General features: G+C 63.1%; 11 protein-coding genes. 3 read left to right on the plus strand and 8 right to left on the minus strand.

Going from position 1 to position 16,249, the window contains the following annotated elements; genetic code table 11:
* The 4 genes from QOC89_RS29740 to apbC all read right to left on the minus strand — a co-directional run.
* On the minus strand, positions 1–658 hold a 658-nt coding region (locus tag QOC89_RS29740), incomplete at its 3' end, for an Orn/Lys/Arg decarboxylase N-terminal domain-containing protein (protein ID WP_323048313.1).
* 85 nt (positions 659–743) lie between these two features.
* On the minus strand, positions 744–1,313 hold the full coding sequence (dcd, locus tag QOC89_RS29745; RefSeq protein WP_299634292.1) for a dCTP deaminase: 570 nt from the start codon (positions 1,311–1,313) through the stop codon (positions 744–746).
* Between the two features lie 367 nt (positions 1,314–1,680).
* Entirely contained in the window at positions 1,681–2,214 is a 534-nt protein-coding gene (locus tag QOC89_RS29750; RefSeq protein WP_323048314.1) for a superoxide dismutase family protein, read from the minus strand.
* A gap of 130 nt (positions 2,215–2,344) precedes the next feature.
* Entirely contained in the window at positions 2,345–3,433 is a 1,089-nt protein-coding gene (gene apbC, locus QOC89_RS29755; RefSeq protein ID WP_323048315.1) for an iron-sulfur cluster carrier protein ApbC, read from the minus strand.
* A 340-nt stretch (positions 3,434–3,773) separates the two neighbouring features.
* Here apbC and QOC89_RS29760 point away from each other — a divergent pair, with 340 nt between their 5' ends.
* Both QOC89_RS29760 and metG read left to right on the plus strand, forming a co-directional pair.
* A complete protein-coding gene (locus QOC89_RS29760; protein ID WP_116119244.1) occupies positions 3,774–4,427 on the plus strand; it encodes an OmpA family protein in 654 nt (217 codons plus the stop codon).
* Positions 4,428–4,821: 394 nt separating this feature from the next.
* The gene (gene metG / locus QOC89_RS29765; RefSeq protein WP_323048316.1) at positions 4,822–6,957 is read left to right on the plus strand and encodes a methionine--tRNA ligase; all 2,136 of its coding nucleotides are present in this window, start codon (positions 4,822–4,824) and stop codon (positions 6,955–6,957) included.
* 72 nt (positions 6,958–7,029) lie between these two features.
* Here metG and QOC89_RS29770 read toward each other — a convergent pair whose 3' ends face one another.
* The 3 genes from QOC89_RS29770 to QOC89_RS29780 form a co-directional block, all read right to left on the minus strand.
* A complete protein-coding gene (locus QOC89_RS29770; protein WP_323048317.1) occupies positions 7,030–7,416 on the minus strand; it encodes a DUF1801 domain-containing protein in 387 nt (128 codons plus the stop codon).
* 103 nt (positions 7,417–7,519) lie between these two features.
* Complete coding sequence (locus tag QOC89_RS29775) at positions 7,520–7,927, minus strand: SRPBCC domain-containing protein (RefSeq protein WP_323048318.1); 408 nt, start codon at positions 7,925–7,927, stop codon at positions 7,520–7,522.
* A complete protein-coding gene (locus QOC89_RS29780; protein ID WP_323048319.1) occupies positions 7,924–8,247 on the minus strand; it encodes a metalloregulator ArsR/SmtB family transcription factor in 324 nt (107 codons plus the stop codon). The genes QOC89_RS29775 and QOC89_RS29780 overlap by 4 nt, the downstream gene beginning before the upstream one ends.
* 263 nt (positions 8,248–8,510) lie before the next feature.
* Between QOC89_RS29780 and QOC89_RS29785 the strand changes: the two genes are divergently transcribed.
* Positions 8,511–11,609, plus strand: coding sequence for an enterotoxin A family protein (locus tag QOC89_RS29785; RefSeq protein ID WP_323048320.1), 3,099 nt, complete (start codon positions 8,511–8,513; stop codon positions 11,607–11,609).
* Positions 11,610–11,784: 175 nt separating this feature from the next.
* On the opposite strand, the gene QOC89_RS29790 is transcribed toward QOC89_RS29785, so the two are convergent.
* Positions 11,785–16,224 carry a translocation/assembly module TamB domain-containing protein gene (locus QOC89_RS29790; protein ID WP_323048321.1) on the minus strand — a complete coding sequence of 1,480 codons (4,440 nt, stop codon included), beginning with the start codon at positions 16,222–16,224 and terminating at the stop codon, positions 11,785–11,787.
* Positions 16,225–16,249: the final 25 nt, after the last annotated feature.

The following is a 16,249-nucleotide window of genomic DNA, read 5'->3' on the forward strand; positions in this document are numbered from 1 at the left end:
GCAGCTGACCGAGTTCGTCGACGGCATTACACACGTCCGCCCGCAACATGTTCTCGCCGAAGAACTGATGGAACATCTGGCCAAGCGGGCTCTTCAGGAATGCCACGCCGCCCGAGTGCCCCGGGCAATGCCACGAGTAGGAGCCTTCATCCGCGTACTGCACCAGTTCCTTGAAGAACGGCGGCGCGAGCGAATCCAGATACACCTTGGTCTCGCGGATGATGTGGCGCGCGACGAACTCCGGCGTATCCTCGAACATGTGGATGAAGCCGTGCAGCTCGCGCAGGATGTCGTTCGGCAGATGGCGCGAAGTGCGCGTTTCGCCGTACAGGAAGATCGGAATATCGGCATTGCGGCGGCGCACTTCCGTCACGAACGCGCGCAATGCGACGATCGCCGCGGCCAGCTCCGGCGTTTCGCCTTCCACGACGACGTTGTCGACGTACGGCAGCAGTTCATCGTCGTCGATCGACAGGATGAAGCACGACGCGCGGCTCGATTGCTGCGCGAACGAAGTCAGATCGCCGTAGCTCGTCAACCCGAGCACTTCCGCGCCTTCTTTCTCGATAGCTTCGGCCAAAGCCCGGATGCCGGAACCCGAGATATTCTCGGAGCGAAAATCTTCGTCGATGATGACGACGGGAAAACGAAACTTCATGGGCGATTCTCCAAAAAGAACGACCGCTGCGCCTTGTAAGAGCAGCGGTCACCCGAATAGCTGGTGGGTCAGTGCGCTGCCGGCGTCACGTCCTGGGCAACGTCACGCCGTGCTGACCTTGATATTTGCCGCCGCGATCCGCGTACGACGTTTCACAAATCTCGTCGCTTTCGAAAAACAGCACCTGGGCGACGCCTTCGTTCGCGTAGATTTTCGCCGGCAAAGGTGTCGTATTCGAGAATTCGAGCGTGACGTGTCCTTCCCATTCCGGCTCGAACGGCGTCACGTTGACGATGATGCCGCAGCGCGCGTAAGTGGACTTGCCCAGACACACGGTCAGGACGCTGCGCGGAATCCGGAAATACTCGACGGTGCGAGCCAGCGCGAACGAATTCGGCGGGATGATGCAGACATCGCCCTTGAAGTCGACAAACGACTTCTCGTCAAAGTTCTTCGGATCGACGATGGTCGAGTTGATGTTCGTGAAGATCTTGAATTCGTCGGCGCAGCGGATGTCGTAGCCGTAGCTCGACGTGCCGTAGCTGACAATCTTCCGGCCGTCTTCGGAGACGCGGACCTGGTCGGGCGCAAACGGCTCGATCATGTTATGCGACTCGGCCATGCGCCGGATCCACTTGTCGGATTTGATAGTCATAGGTGAACGCTGCTCGACTTGAATGACAGATGTGTGACGGGTAACAACCCGGTGTAAGTTCCGGGTACTTTTCAGCTAACTATCGGGTGGGCCTGAACGGCGCACCGGTCAGACGGAACACGGCTTGCCGGCGCATGCCGGCCAGGCGTCCCGAACCGGGCGTTCCCTCGACCAGGCGTCCACGCCAGGCGCCCCGGCCAGGCGCCCCCAACGAAAGGCGCTCATTTTACGCGATCGTGAGAACGCTGCCGCAGGTATGGCCGGGGACCGGCCCGATGCGTGCCGGGAAGCGACTGCCGAAGCTTACTGAAGGTACCCACGAAAGGGAGCGCACGAGCACAGACGAAACAGAGCGCTCGCGCGGCGCTCATTGGCGAATCACGCCGCATGCGAGCGCGGGGCCCGCACCATGCTGCGGATACGCATAAGGATCGGTCGCGTCGCGATGCAACAGAACCGCGCGTTGCACCACCGAACGGATACCGTCGAGCGACACGTCCGGCGCGACGATGAAGCCGGTCGCCACGCCGTTCGCGTCCGCGTGGATGTTGCCGAGGTCGCCTTCGACCCGGGCGCCGGCCTTCAAACGCTCGGCGGCCGGCGAAAACACCTGGCCCGCGCTGGAGCCGTCGGCGGCATTGCAATCGCCGCGCTCATGCACTTGCAACGCGTGGTCGCTATTGGGCGGCATGCCCGCGATGTTGTAGGTGACCTGCACGCCGTCCGAACGCTCGATGAACGTGACGAGACCGCGCGTCTGATTGCCCACGGTGGGCAGCAACTGCGCGTCGGCACGCTTTTCCTGTGGTCTCAGGAACGTGCTACAGCCGCATAACAGCACACTGCTGGCAGCCAGAACGATGAACGCATGCACCGCCTGCCCGTCGATTCGTTTTCCCATGCGATCCTCTTGCCGGCCTGGTGGCCGCCCCTGCGGCGCCGAGCCGAACCTGTGAAGTCGACATGATACCGCGAGACCCGGCGCAGATTGACGCCCTGGCCCCGCTTTGACCCCTCATCCAAATGAATGCTCAGGTGTTCTGCACGACGATGCTGGGAAACTTCGAGGTCATGTCGCGAGCGCGCTCGGCGATATGGATCGCAACCTTGCGCGCGATCGACCGGTAGATCTCGGCGATACGGCCCTGCGGATCCGCCACGACGGTGGGTTTGCCCGAGTCGGCCTGCTCCCGGATCGCGATATCGAGCGGCAGGCTGCCCAGCACGTCGACACCGTATTCCTTGCCCATCCGTTCGCCGCCACCCGCGCCGAAGATATGCTCTTCGTGGCCGCAATTCGAGCAGATATGCATCCCCATGTTCTCGACGATACCGAGGATCGGAATGCCGACCTTCTCGAACATCTTGAGACCCTTCTTCGCGTCGAGCAGCGCGATGTCCTGCGGCGTCGTGACGATCACGGCACCGGTTACCGGCACGCGCTGCGACAAGGTCAGCTGAATGTCGCCGGTGCCCGGCGGCATGTCGACGATCAGGTAGTCGAGATCTTGCCAGTTGGTCTGCCGCAACAGCTGTTCGAGCGCCGAGGTGGCCATCGGGCCGCGCCACACCATCGGATTGTCCTGCTCGATCAGAAAGCCGATCGAGTTGGCCTGCAAACCGTGTCCGGTCATCGGGTTCATCGACTTTTCGTCGGGTGATTCGGGACGGCCGGCAATGCCGAGCATCATCGGCAGCGACGGGCCGTAAATATCCGCATCGAGGATGCCGACCGACGCACCTTCGCTTGCCAGTGCCAGTGCGAGGTTCACGGCGGTCGTGCTCTTGCCCACGCCGCCCTTGCCCGACGCCACGGCGACGATGTTTTTAACGTTCGGCAATAGTTTGACGCCGCGCTGCACCGTGTGCGCGGCGATCTGCTGGGACACCTCGACGCGCGCGTTCACCACGCCGGGCACGGCTTTCAGCGCGTCGCCGAACTGCGCGCGGATCGCGTCGAACTGCCGTTTAGCCGGATAGCCGAGTACCACTTCAAGGCTAACCGTGTCACCCTCCACGGCCACGTTCTTGAGGTTCTTGGCAGCCGCGTACGGCTTGCCCGTGTTGGGGTCAGTGACGGCTGCAAGGGCGGCTTCGACCAAAGCCCGATCAATACTCATTGACACTCCGTGGGGAACACCTGCGGCGCGGCGGAATCCGAGGTCTCGACCACGCGCCGGAATTTGAAAAAAATTGTTAGGCAGCATTGCTAAAGCCAGGCGTGCCGGGCACCCTTCGGGCAGGCGGCGCGCCAAGGGGTCGCATCGTTGCGTACTTCAGCCATCATTGTAGTGGCTGGCGCCAAGCCCTGCCGGAAGACCCTTCTTCACTGTCGGACCGGGACCTGAGAAGACGCAGGATTCTCCTGACGTCGAGTAACGCGCTTTACGGCCGCCACGTTTGGCGGATAGTTTCATCGCTTCCACCGTTTTACTCGTTTGACTCAAGAGGAATCAAAAAATGAATGCAAAAATCATGACTCGCCTGGCTGTTTTCGCCGTAGCCGGTTCGTTGCTGGCAGGCTGCGCAAGCCAACAGGGCACTAACACGGCTGTCGGTACCGGCGTGGGCGCTGGCACCGGCGCGGCGCTCGGCGCGATCTTCGGCGGCGGCAAGGGCGCGGCGATCGGCGCGGGCGTCGGCGCGGCGGTGGGCGGCATCACCGGCTACAACTGGCAAGCCATTCACAACAAGCTGTCGGGCGCCACCAAGGGCACCGGCACGCAGATCACCGAGCAGCCGGACGGCTCGCTTAAGCTGAACATCCCGAGCTCGGTCACGTTCGACACCAACAGCTATGCGGTCAAGCCGTCGTTCGCACCGGTGCTGGATCAGCTCACGCAAACCATGCAGCAGAATCCGGAACTGATCGCCCAGGTGATCGGCTATACGGATAGCACGGGTCAGCCGGCGTACAACCAGACGCTGTCGGTCAACCGCGCGGAAAGCGTGACGGGCTATCTGGGGCAACGCGGCGTTGCGCCGCAACGCCTGTCGGCACAAGGCATGGGCCAGAACCAGCCGATCGCTGACAACAACACCGAAGCCGGCCGTGCCGCAAATCGCCGCGTGGAAATCTATCTGCGCGCCACCGCTCAGCACGCCACGCAATAACAGCACAGCCTGAAGAGGAAGAAGCAGCCGGGCGCGAGGCTCTTGACAGCGTATCCACGGGCGTCTGGCAAACCGTAAAAACAGAGGGGAAAAAATTTCGTACGAGATCCAAAAAAATTTCGAACTCTGCCGAAAATCCGCTGTCTGTCTTTACGGTACGTGGCTGGCGAAGCCGCCGCGTCACCATTCTCCTCTTGTCGTTGTTGCTCCGGGGTTAATAGCCCCGGTTTTTTTTGGGCGCTCGGTTTTCAACGCCGTTTTCACCTGCGCCCCCTCCGGCACCTTCCAGCCGGGCGCCAGCCGTCCCCCGCAGCGACCCAGGGGCCCAGCCCGCGCCGGGCGCCTGCCCTGCTAGAATCAACGTTTCGTCCCACCGCAGGCTCCCACCATCCTTATGTCAGCACCCGCAACCGATCACTCCGCAGGCGCGCCCTCGGGCCGTCGCCAGGTTCTCGTCACGTCGGCCCTTCCGTATGCGAACGGGCAAATCCATATCGGCCATCTGGTCGAATATATCCAGACGGATATCTGGGTCCGGGCGTTGCGAATGCACGGGCACGAGGTCTATTACGTGGGCGCCGACGACACGCACGGCACGCCGGTCATGTTGCGCGCGGAGAAAGAAGGTCTCACGCCGAAGCAGCTGATCGACCGCGTCTGGCAGGAGCACAAGCGCGACTTCGACAGCTTCGGCATTTCGTTCGACAATTACTACTCGACCGATTCCGAAGAAAATCGCGTGTTGAGCGAATCGGTCTACCTGGCGCTCAAAGACGCGGGCCTGATCGACGCGCGCGACATCGAACAGGCATATGACCCGGTCAAGGAAATGTTCCTGCCCGACCGTTTCATCAAGGGCGAGTGCCCGAAGTGCGGCGCGAAGGATCAATACGGCGACAGCTGCGAGGTATGCGGTTCGACCTATCTACCCACTGAACTGGTCAATCCGTATTCGGTCGTTTCCGGCGCCACGCCGATTCGTAAGACCTCGACGCACTACTTCTTCCGTCTATCCGATCCGCGTTGTGAGAATTTCCTGCGCGAGTGGGTCAGCGGCCTCGCACAGCCGGAAGCCACCAACAAGATGCGCGAATGGCTGGGCGACGCCGGGGAAGCCAAGCTTGCCGACTGGGACATTTCGCGCGACGCCCCGTACTTCGGCTTCGAAATTCCGGGCGCGCCGGGCAAATATTTCTACGTCTGGCTGGACGCGCCGGTCGGCTATTACGCGAGCTTCAAGAATCTCGCCGAAAAGCGCGGCCTCGATTTCGACGCGTGGATCCGCAAAGGCTCGAGCGCCGAGCAGTACCACTTCATCGGCAAGGACATTCTGTATTTCCACACGCTGTTCTGGCCGGCCATGCTCGAATTCTCGGGCCACCGCACGCCGACCAACGTATTCGCGCACGGCTTCCTGACGGTGGACGGCGCGAAGATGTCGAAGTCGCGCGGCACGTTCATCACCGCACAAAGCGTGATCGACACAGGCCTGAATCCGGAATGGCTGCGCTACTACTTCGCCGCCAAGCTGAACAGCACCATGGAAGATCTCGACCTGAACCTCGACGATTTCCAGGCGCGGGTGAATAGCGATCTGGTCGGCAAATACGTGAACATTGCGAGCCGCGCCGCCGGCTTCCTGATCAAGCGTTTCGACGGCCGCGTGCAGGACAGCGCGATGCAGCACCCGCTGCTCGCCACGTTGCGCGCCGCGGTGCCGCAAATCGCCGCCAATTACGAAGCCCGCGAGTACAACCGTGCGCTGCGTCAGACCATGGAACTGGCCGACGCAGTCAACGCGTACGTCGACACCGCCAAGCCGTGGGATCAAGCAAAGGACCCGGCAAACGCAGTCGCGTTGCATGAGACCTGCAGCGTGAGCATCGAGGCATTCCGTCTGCTGTCGCTGGCGCTCAAGCCGGTGCTGCCGAAGCTGGCCGAAGCGGTCGAAGCCTTCCTCGGCATCGAACCGCTGGTGTGGGCCGACGCGAACGTGCCGCTCTCCTCCACGCGCCCGATCAACGCGTACAAGCACCTGATGACGCGCGTCGATCCGAAGCAGATCGAGGCGCTCCTCGCGGCCAATCGCGAGTCGCTGCAAGCCACGCCGGAAGCGGTGGCGCCGGTGGATGCGAAGGCCAAGTCGAAGGCAGCGAAAGCGGCTGCGGACGGGAAGGACGAAACACCCGGCGTCATCTCGATCGACGACTTCGCCAAAATCGATCTGCGCATCGCGAAGATCGTCGACTGCAAGGCGGTGGAAGGATCGGACAAGCTGCTTCAACTCACGCTCGACATCGGCGAAGAGAAGACGCGCAACGTGTTCTCGGGCATCAAGTCGGCCTATCGGCCGGAGCAACTGGTCGGCAAGCTGACGGTGATGGTCGCGAACCTCGCGCCGCGCAAGATGAAGTTCGGCCTGTCCGAAGGAATGGTGCTGGCGGCCTCCGCCACTGACGAGAAAGCCGAACCGGGCCTTTACGTGCTCGAGCCGGATAGCGGCGCGAAGCCGGGTATGCGCGTGAAATAAAGCGCGCGGCGTCGCACGCCGCAGGCATCCGCAAAGAAGCGGCACGCTTTTAAAAGCGTGCCGTTTTTTGTTTCATGACTTGTTCAGCGCCGCAGCCGCACGGATGAGTTTCTTGAAGGCGGCCTCATCTATTTCATCACCCTCATGAAAATCGATCGCGCGCCGGGTGTTGCCCTCAAGGCTGGCGTTGAATAGTCCTGAAGGATCGTCGAGCGAAGCACCCTTGGCGAAAGTCACCTTCACGGCGCTCTTGTACGTCTCGCCGGTACAGAGCATGCCGTCGTGATACCAAACCGGAACGCCTCTCCACTTCCACTCCTCAACCACCTCAGGCACAGCCTGTTTGATGAGAGCGCGAACATGCGCGAGCGTCTCGCCGCGCCAGTCGGCCAGTTCCTTGATCCTCGCGTCGATCAGACGAGAAGGGGATTCGCCCTCGGTCGCTGCATTTTTTTTCATATTGTTCGCACCTCATTCGGCTGGTTCCCGTCTTGCAAAGGGAGCCATTGTTCATCCTCCGCGTCGGCATGCGCATACGGCCGCAAGGTCGGCAGGCTTCAGACTAAATCCGCGCCAAAACCTGCTCCAGGTTCGCAAAGAAATGCTGCCACCCGCCCTTGGCGCCCTGGTATGCCTGCTCCTGATCTTGCCGGAAACCTGACTGCTCCATGCGCAGGTGGGTGCCCGTGCTCGTCGGGCTGAGAGTCCACGTGACGATGCTCTCAAGACCATAAGCCGCCCACGTGTACGAGAGCGTTCTGTTCGGCTCGATCGCCAGGACCTGACAGTCGACCGCGCCCCAATCCGCGCGAAGATTGAAACGGTGCTCCGCGACAAGCTTGAAATCGTTCTTCATCAACCACTCCTCGATCAGGTGGGGTTGAGTGAGTGCGCGCCAGATCTTTTCCGGCGGATGCGGCAGCTCCCGTTCGACGACGACGGAGCGCGTTTCGGTCAGCTTTTCGTTCATTGGTCCATCCTTTTCAGCAGGTCTTCAAGGTGGTCGAACCGGCTTTCCCAGAACCCAGTCATCTGGCTTGTCCAGTCGATCAGGGGGGCAAGTGCGCCGAGCTGCGCGCTGTAGTGCGTCTGGCGACCTTCATGGCGGTCGCGCACCAAACCGGCCTGTTTCAGGATCCCAAGATGCTTTGAGACGGCCGGTTGCGAAACCCCGGCTTGCGCCGTCAGGGCTCCGACCGTCTGCTCTCCGTCGCGGCACAATCGCTCGAAGATGACCCGCCGGGTCGGATCGGCGAGCGTTCTGAAGAGCACATCGTGAGCGTTCGGCATCTTGAATCAATAATCGGCTGGTTATGGATTAAATATAGCCACCGAGCTATATGTGAGTCAAGCAGGAATTGGGCAGTCGGAAGCGCTTTTGTTGGGTACGGGTTCTTCCGGTCAGCTCGGGGATAGCGGTTATGCCGCCGCGCACGCTGCATTACCCTGGTAAGTCACCCTCTCTTTTCAATATGTAAAGCTAATCAATATTGAAATCGGCCCGATGTTCCCGTCACTGGCCGAATGTTGCGTCACAACCAGAGGACCCTATCATGCGAGTCGAAGGATATAGCGCAAGCACAGTACCTCCCGCTGGCGAGGAAAACACCGCTTTCCAGCTCTCCCAAGCCGTCGGACAAAATGCAAAACCAAGTGCGCATAGCGCTGCCAGCCTGGCCCAGCCGCCATCGCCACCCGATCCGGCGTTACCGTTCCCACGCCGCGTGCAACATCTCCTGGCTCCGCTGGCCAAGGAAGCCGCTCGTTCGCTCGACGGACCTGCGCGAGCCTATGTTCCGCTCAAGCGCGAACACGGCGCGCCGTCGACATCCACGCCATCAACGGCGGCACCGCTCCAACCCGGCGACGACGCTGGAGACGAACCACTGCGGAAAGGTCTTGTGAAACGTGGTGCGGGTTCCGCCGGGGGGGCAATCCCGCCTCCCCCGATCACGCTCATGCAAGAGGGCAACAGGGCGCCAGCGGACGATAGACACATCCTGAGTCCCTCAATCGATACCCTTCCGCAAGGCCCCGTTCAACTCATGTACGGGAACCGTATCGTCAACCTGCGAGACAGCCTCGCGCAGCCTGGGGCCACAGCTCGCCAGCGAGCCCACGTGGCCGCCCCGGATTCGCTCTATCGCCCCGCGAACGCCGCCAACTTCATGGGCTCGCTGGAACTGGAACAACGCGGCCTGCCATCGGGGTCTTCTGGCAGTCGCCCCGACGTCCCCGACGTGCCTTTCGGCACCACGATGATGGTGATGCAATCGGCGGCCACCAGCTCAACGGCCGGCAATCTGTACGAAGCGTCGGCAAACCTCGCTGCTACCTCAGATGCCGGGGGTCCTGCCCGCGCGACGCTGCGATCGACAATCGATGCCCTGGACAGAAATGGCGAATGGAGTGGCGACGCACGGGAGATACCTCACTACATCAGGCATCCGGGCTCTTCCGGCCTGCGCGGCGGTGAAGATCTGGTGCGCGACCTTGAGAACCACTTCTCCACGCCCTACAACCCCAACCGCGAGCTGATGGCTCATCCCGAAACGTTCGCCTTGATCGGCTTGTCGTTCCGCAACTCGACTCCCCCGTCGGGAGGCCGCTGGCAGCCGGCCATGGTCATGGGCGTGCAACGACTTCACTCCAACGGCGACTATCGCAACGATGCCTACACGTTGTATAGCCCGTTCCATGGCGCTTTCCGCTACGAAAATTTCGGTCAACTAGCCTACGCTTTGCACAGCTACTATTCGACGGCTTTTCGCGACAGGGACGGATTCTCATCGGCAAACACGTCCTACTATGCAATGCAGAATGTGGTGCAGCATTCAATGGCAGAACAACGTCTTGGCGCAGTAGGCGGCAGCTACGGGATTCCACCTTTTCCTGCCCTGGCGCAGCCGTCTGGCCGCGCCGCCGGGTCTCTACCTGTCCCCGTGCCATCCCTCACACCACCGCGCGCTGACTTGCCGGCGCTGCCCGACTTCGACCAGCCGGGGCCGTCGGGCTACCAGCCGCCACCGCGCGGCGAACTGAAGCGCAGTGCGGACACCGAAGGCGAGCGCCAGCCCATGGCGTTATACCGCCCGTCGAATGTCACGCCGGCAGCCCTGAAAAAACTCGGCGGCTTCAGTGCCGAACAGACACCGCTCGGCAAGGTCAACCTCGACATGCACAACTTCGACGTCGCGACCAACCCCGCCGTGATCGACGGCGCCGGCTATCTCGGCACCTTCCGCAAGCTCGAGACGGCGCAGCAGAATCCGGCACTCGTCGATGCAAAGAACGGCTACGTCTACGCGGTCGCGCCCACGCCGAACATGGTCGACGTCAATGCGTCGCTCGGCGCGAATTCCCGGCATCCCGATACCGGCGAAGTCGCCGCGATGGGCCGCATCGACTACACGCAGATTCGCGGCTGGCAAAAAATGGAGAACGGCAAACTCGGGGCATTCACGGCCAACCCCGATTACCGCTGGGACGTCTACGACCAGACCCGCACCGCCGGCGCCCAGCCGCAGCTCTCGCGCTTCGCCGCCGGCAACGCGGCATGGAGCGATAGCGCGCATCGACCGTTCGCCATTGCACAGAAGCGTGACGGCAAAACCGTCTATGCGCCCCGGCAGGAGCCCAACGTGACCCAGGCAGCCTTCTACAATCACGCGCTGGAAAAAATCACCTATCTGAGCGACAGCCAGGCCAAAGGCCTGGATTATCGCGGGCCGGTCAAAGCGATCCCGCACAATGGCCGGATCGGCGCGCTGCAGGCCAACGTCAATGACCCGGCCGGCCCGCTCTCCAAGATGCACGGCGAGGATCACACCACCGTCACGGTCTCCTACACAGAGCCAGGAAAGGGCAACTATCAGACGTTCCGGATGGGCGACGACGGCCGGTTTCACACGAGTTTGCACGGCCAGGACGAGGTGTTACGCGTGGCCGGTACCGGCTATCTATATCTCGATTACGCGCCCAAAGACCCGCACAGCGTCAACGGCGTATTCCGCTACGAAAACAACCGTCTGATTCACGAAGAGGACGGTAAGGTGCTCACCTATTCGGACGCCGGCTACCCGTATGTCAGCCGCTATTACTACAACAGCAGCTATTCGCAGTGGAAACTGACCGACGCAAGCAACCAGTCCTTTTCACCGCCGAGAAGTATCCATTCGTATCGCGACAGCAGCGCAGGCAGCGCGCGAGTCCAGTATGAATTCGAGAAAGATCCGGATTCCGCGTTGCCGGCGGGTGTCACGCACTTTACGACCCGCCTGCCCAGTGGCGCGCCGACTTTCAGCGACGCCAACTCGTTCATGCAAAACACCACTCAGGATCAACAGCAGTACACCGCCGCCTGGCTCAGTCGCAACAATGCCGCACTGCTGTTCAAGGATGGCTTCTATCTCACCGCGGCCGGCGCGCGGACCCTGGAGGTGCGCAATCTGCAAGGCAATACCATCAGGAGCCTGCGAACCGATGCGCCGCCGCAAGCCGGCGCATCCGGCATCAAGTCCGACTACCAGGTAGCCGATCGGACATGGGCTCGCCTGCAGAGCGAACAGGAGCGCAGGGAACAGTTTGAAGACTTCAACAAGACCAGCCAGACGAATGGCGCAAACCGACCCGGGAACCAGCCGCGCGGATAGTGCAAAGGCCAATTATCGGCAACCCGGTCAGACGCGTGTTCTTCTGCAAAGTGAACAGGTGCTCACGCAAAAGTTCGACGCACTCAGCATGACAGCGCATGCCGCGCAATAAACGCGGATGATCGGCTTTTGAGAACGCCGCGCCTATGCATCCCCAGGCGCGGCATTCGAAACATCACCACCTGATCCGGTCGAAGCGCCGCGTATAGAGCAGCTCGAGTCCGTCGAAGGTGCCGCCATATGCAGCGACCGACCAATAACGCGTGAGGTTGACGGTCGCCTTGATCGCATTGCTTGCCGACTGCAGGCCCTGCTCGTAGCCGATCACGAGCCACTCGTTGATCGCTTTCGACACCATCACCACTTGGGGATCGGTGAGCCCGACTTCGCTTCGGCCGATCGAAAATTCGTCGAGCCCGAAGGTCTGCGCGATCCGCTTGCCGCTCGCGCTGCCGAGCAAGGCGAGCGCGGTCGTCATGGTGCTTTGCTGACCGAGGTTGTTGCCCTGATCCGTGCCATGTCCAAACAGCAGCCACGACAATTTTTCGTTGTCCGGCACGCTCGGCTCGGACACCAGCTTGGCGACCGGGAACTGCACCGTGCCGGTGACCTGCACGCCCGCCTCGACCTGCTGATTGCGGCGCATCGCGAGAATGTTGATACCCGGATTGGCCACTGGACCGTTGAACGTAAAGAAGCCGTTCTCGATGTTGAGCTTGCGGCCAAACGCGGTGTAGGTCGACCCCTGCGTCACGCGGACATTGCCGACCGCGCGCAACGGCAGGTTCGGCGCGCTCATCGCGGTGATCGTGCCGGTCAGGCCGAGGTCCGCGCCTTGACCGCGGAAGCGGAAGTTGTCGCCGAGACTAAGGTCGATATTGGCGCGCGGCGCGAACCGGCCGACCGGCTTGTTGGTGCCCGCCACTTGCGGCGTCGGCCGTTCGCCCGCCACCGTGCCGTCCGGACGCACGATCACCACGTCGTCGCCGAGTTTCGGCGCGGATTGCTCCGGCATATCGAACAGCGCGTGATCGACCATGAATTTGCCGTTGATCGCCATGCCGCCCTGCGCACCGGCGTTCGCCACGCTCGCGCTGCCCGACAGCGACAGATTGCGGTCCGGCGCCGCGAACAGCTCAAGCTTATCCGCGACGATGCTCGCGGACAGATCCGGCTCGTCGCCATCCAGACGCACGCGGCCGGTGGCGCGCAACGTGCCGCTCGCACCGTGAAACTCGACCTGCTGAAAATCCACCAGATTTTTCGACAGCGCGATGCGCACCACACCGTCCTTCAATTGCACGCCCTGGTCGACCATCGTCGCCGACAAACCGTCGCCGAGCAGCGACCCCGTCAGATCCGGCTTGGCCACCGTGCCGCCGAGCGCGAGCTTCAGCGCGAGGTGGCCGTCGAGCAGATAGCTCGGACCGAACAGGCCGCCGGTCGTTTTCAGCGACGGCACGTTGGCGTTCACGTTCCCGCTGAGCGCGCCCTCTTCGTTGACGCTCAGAAAGCCGTCACGCATCACGAGCGTGGTATGCGCATCAACGTCTACCACGCCGATCCGGCTGGCCTGCGCACGGACGGTCGCATTCAGCCGGTTGCCGCCAGTGAATTCGGCGCGCGCGCTCATATCCGTGACGCCCAGAGAAGCCAATCCGCGACCGATTTCAACCGTCACGTCGCCGCTGCGACGCTTCAGTTCAAGATGGCCGCTCGCGGTGCTGCCGAGCGCGAAATCCCAATCGCCGTCGAACACCAGGTCGGTCTTGACAGCCGGCGGCGCGCCCGTGATCTCGCGCCGCAGATCTTGCAGCCGCGCCAGCGAAATGCCGCTCAAGGTGCCGGCGGACTGGATCTTGCCGTGGTCGAACGCGAACGATTTCAGGCTCAGCACCGCGCCTTCGAGTGTGAAGCGCGTCGCGCCGAGCGTCAGGCGGTTCGGCCCGGCACTCACGGCGAGCGGCGACTCGAGATTCAGCGCCGGCGTGCCGCGGTTCTGCAGACGGGTCACGGTGCCGTCCCAGCGCGTGCCGTCGCGGGCTTCGGTCAGCTTGCCGTTGGCCGCGAGCGTCAGATCGAGCGGACGGTCCTGCAGTTTGCCGGTGGCCGCCGCCTCCAGCGTATGGTTCGCGCGCGTGCCGGACAGGCGTGCCGTGAGTGTGGCCAGATCGACGCCGCCCGCGCTGAGATCGCGTGCGTCGGTCGTGAAGACGAGCGCGCCGTTCGCGCCGTCGCGCAATTCGGCATGGCCTTCCGCATGACCGAGACGATTGCTGCTGAACACCACACTGTCCGCCTTGTAGTTCAGCACGACATTCGGATGCGCGAACGAGCCGGTGACGTCGCCATCCGCGGCGACGAGACCGGCGAGGCCGAAACCGAGGCGCTCCAGATCGGGCGCATCGACACGGAAACGCAGCCGGTCGCCGCGCGCGCCGAAGCTGCCCTGCAAGTCCACCTGATTACCCGCCACTGAGAGGTTCGCGCGGCTCGGCAGAATTCGCGAACCGGCCAGCTGGACCACGCCGCTACCGGTCAAGGGCAGGCCGTCGTAGACGCTCGGACCGAGTTTGAATTCGGCCTTGGTGGTGAAGACCGGGCCGAGCATGCCGGCCGCCGTGAGCGTGCCGTTGACGCGTGCCTCGATTTTGCGGGCTGGCGGCGCTTTGGACGCCCTGGGCGGCACCTTGCGCTGGACGACTTCTGCTTTCACGGCCGCCTTGGCCGTGTTCTTGACCACCGCTGCGGCCTTGTCGCCTGGCGCCGCGCTTTTCGCGCCGGCTGTGCTGCCCGCGAGTGCCGCAGGTTGGGTGGCTTCGGTCGATTGGGTCGCCTTCGTCGCCCTGACAGTCCCTGTCGCCGTCGTTACTGGAGTGCGCGACGGCATCTGCGAAGTCAGCGTCAACGGATCGAAATCGGTCAGTTGCGCTTTCAGGTTGTAGGTCGAATTCGCGTCGTGCTTGAGCGCGCCGGACAGATCGATGCGGCCTTTGCCCGACGTGATCCGCACGTCGTTGAAGCTCATGCGCGCAGGATCGAAGGTCACCTTGCCTTGTGCGCGCAGCCCCGCCTTCGGGTCGACGAGATCGAGGGTCAGGCTTTGCACGTCGTCGTTCAGACGAATGCCGATCGGACCGGAAAGCTGGGTCGGCCGCACGGTCGCCTGGAGCGCGTTGAGGTCGAGCCCGGCAACCTGCAGATCGAACTGGCCGTGCTTGCCCGTCAGCGCGCCGCCGCCGGTGAGCGTGGCGCTCTTCACGAGCCGTACGTTCAGGTTCGAGATGCGCTGTGCCTGGGCGTCGAGATGCACGTCGGTTTGCGCGTCGATCAAAGGCAGCAGGTTCTGGTCGATCGCACCGGGTTTGGCGTTGACGATCGAGACATGGCCGGCGACGGCGAAACCCGCTGCGCCTTTTTCCGTTGCTTCGGTGTTGACGCCGCCTTTGCCGTTTTTGGCAACGGGCTGCTTGGCGACACCGGGAGCGGTGTTCGGGGCAGCGCTAGTGGCACTCCTGGTGCTGCCGGCACTCGCGGCAGTCGCGGCGCCGGATGCGCCGGCGGGACTCGCCGAGTCTGGCGCGGCAGCGCCGCTCACCCCGCTTGCCCCACTAGCGCCGCCCAATATCACCGCCCCTGCCGCACCCTGCCCCACCGGCGCGAGTTCCGCCCGCACCGCGAGGTCCGCCAGCGGTGCGCCGGGCGCAAACGCCTGCGGATTGATGTGATCGAAAGTCAGCGTGGCGCGTTGCAACGGCACGTCGCCGAATGGCGTGGCCTCAACCCGCGCGTGGCCGGCGAGCTTCATGCCGCTGGCATCGAGTTCGGCGATGAGATTTTCCAGCGAGCCGCTCAGATGACCGCTCACCTGCACCGCCTCGTTGTTGACCTTGCCGGAATAGCCGACGTCGCCGGTCAGCGGAAACGGCCGTACCCCGTCGAGCTTTGCCGCCGCCGTCACCGCGCCGAACGGCGTGTCCAACCGTTCGATCGCAGCTTCGTGGTGCCGCCCGTCACTGCGGCCGTGGAACATGAAACGGGAAAACTCCGTAGTCGACCCGCCCTGATGCAACAGCAGTTTATCGACCTGCACGTCGCGCACCTCGAGTTGCATCGGCAAGCGCAGGTCTTGCGGCAGTTGCAGCGGTCCGCTGCTGCTCGACGACGAAGCGCCGACACGGGCGTCGATCGTCCCGATATGCAGATAGTCGATCGCGAAGCGCCAGGGCTTGCGCGAAAGTGCCCAGCGGCCGGCTACATGGTCGACCTGGATGTCGGTGCCGCTGCCGTCGAGACTGCGCCAGCGCACCTGCCGCAATTGCACACCGGTCGAGAGCGCCCCGCTCTCCAGGGTGCCGGTCAGTTTGCCGCCGAGCAGCTTGACGGCCGCCTGCCACGCGTAGGCCGTCCCGCGCTCGGTCGTCAGCGCGCCGTACAGCAGGCCGATTGCCACGGCAACCAGCAGCACCAGCACGGCGAGCGTCCACGCAAGCGTTTTCAACAGCACGCGGCCGCGACGGCGCTTGGGCTGCGGCGCGTCAGGCGCGGGCGGCTGTCCGGGCGGAGGAGCGCCGGGCGGCTGCGCGGGTGGCTGGGCGGAAACGTCCGTGGTCATGCGTGGATCATGTAAGAGCAGGTTT

The organism is Paraburkholderia sp. (assembly GCF_034668105.1).
Classification (GTDB): domain Bacteria; phylum Pseudomonadota; class Gammaproteobacteria; order Burkholderiales; family Burkholderiaceae; genus Paraburkholderia.